The organism is Pseudoalteromonas sp. S558, from assembly GCF_005886635.1.
Lineage (GTDB): Bacteria > Pseudomonadota > Gammaproteobacteria > Enterobacterales > Alteromonadaceae > Pseudoalteromonas > Pseudoalteromonas aliena.
This window is the reverse complement of record NZ_PNDU01000402.1, coordinates 1-1,447: the sequence shown is the minus strand read 5'-3', so window position 1 is coordinate 1,447 and position 1,447 is coordinate 1. Positions and strand designations below refer to the sequence as shown.

Here is a 1,447-nt window from a genome sequence, read left to right as displayed (position 1 = left end):
TAATCGGCGGATTTACGTAGCTTTTTTACAAAGCAGATTATATTAGAGCGGGTCATTAGCTCAGTTGGTAGAGCAGTTGACTTTTAATCAATTGGTCGATGGTTCAAATCCATCATGACCCACCATTCTCTAATACTTTCCTTTATATTCTTTTTTAAATTCCCATTTTATTTTTTATAAACAGCCTAACTAGTTTGCTGTTATTTGTGTTCATATTCTCGTATAATTCGCCGTAATTAATGCACTGTAGATAAGTGGTCGAGAACATGAGTCTAGCTCAAACTATTATGCCTGAAGGCTATATTTTCCCTCCTAAGCCAGCTCCATTAACACACGATGAGCAAGGCGAATATAAAGCACGTATAAAACAATTACTGGTCGATAAAAATGCAGTACTTGTTGCACATTACTATACCGATCCTGAAATTCAAGCACTTGCTGAAGAAACTGGCGGCTGCGTTGCAGACTCGTTAGAAATGGCACGTTTTGGCGCACGTCACGATGCAGATATGATCATCGTCGCGGGCGTAAAGTTTATGGGCGAAACCGCTAAGATTTTAACCCCCAATAAAACGGTTGTTATGCCAACGCTTGAAGCGACATGTTCGCTGGATATTGGTTGTCCTATCGATGAATTTTCAGCATTTTGTGATGAGCACCCTGATCGTAAAGTGGTTGTGTATGCAAATACCTCAACGGCTGTTAAGGCACGTGCCGATTGGATTGTAACGTCATCCTGCGCGCTTGAAATTGTTGAGCACTTAGACGAACAAGGCGAAAAAATCATTTGGGGACCAGATAAACATTTAGGCAGCTATATTCAAAAGAATACCGGTGCAGATATGATTATGTGGAACGGCGCATGTATCGTTCATGACGAATTTAAAACCAAAGCCTTAAAAGACTTTAAAGTATTACATCCAGATGCAGGTGTATTAGTTCATCCAGAGTCGCCAGCCGAAATTGTCGCACTTGCCGATGCAGTAGGCTCAACGAGTCAACTAATAAAAGCAGCGCAAACAATGCCAAACAAAAAGTTTATTGTAGCGACTGATCGCGGCATTTTTTATAAAATGCAGCAACTGTGCCCAGATAAAGAGTTTTTTGCGGCTCCAACAGCCGGTGAGGGCGCGTCGTGTAAAAGTTGCGCTCACTGTCCTTGGATGGCAATGAATGGCTTAAAAGCGATTGAGGAAGCGCTCATCGACCCTAAAGGTAAAGAAGTATTTGTTGATATGGATTTACGTGAAGGCGCGCTTAAGTCGCTTAACCGTATGCTTGAATTTACTGCAAGTATGGTTAAGTAACCTGAACTCTGGATAATAAATCTATCTCGAGCAGCTATTTTCAGCGCTAACTGCGTTGAATTTACTTGCAATAGGCCAGCTATTGACGCGTAAATTCGCCTTGTTTTCACTGAAAATCTCTGGCTAGAGAAAATAAATTT

General features: G+C 41.2%; 1 protein-coding gene and 1 tRNA gene. Both read left to right on the top strand.

Features of this window, described 5'->3' with window-relative positions; translation table 11 throughout:
• The first annotated feature begins 49 nt into the window (after positions 1–49).
• Positions 50–125, top strand: a tRNA-Lys gene (locus CWB66_RS20030).
• A gap of 141 nt (positions 126–266) precedes the next feature.
• Entirely contained in the window at positions 267–1,307 is a 1,041-nt protein-coding gene (gene nadA / locus CWB66_RS20025) for a quinolinate synthase NadA (protein WP_138586752.1), read from the top strand.
• Positions 1,308–1,447 lie beyond the last annotated feature (140 nt).

Bases quoted from the DNA above. Each gene is read 5' to 3' on its own strand.
- nadA (WP_138586752.1), top strand. From the start codon at position 267: ATGAGTCTAGCTCAAACTATTATGCCTGAAGGCTATATTTTCCCTCCT.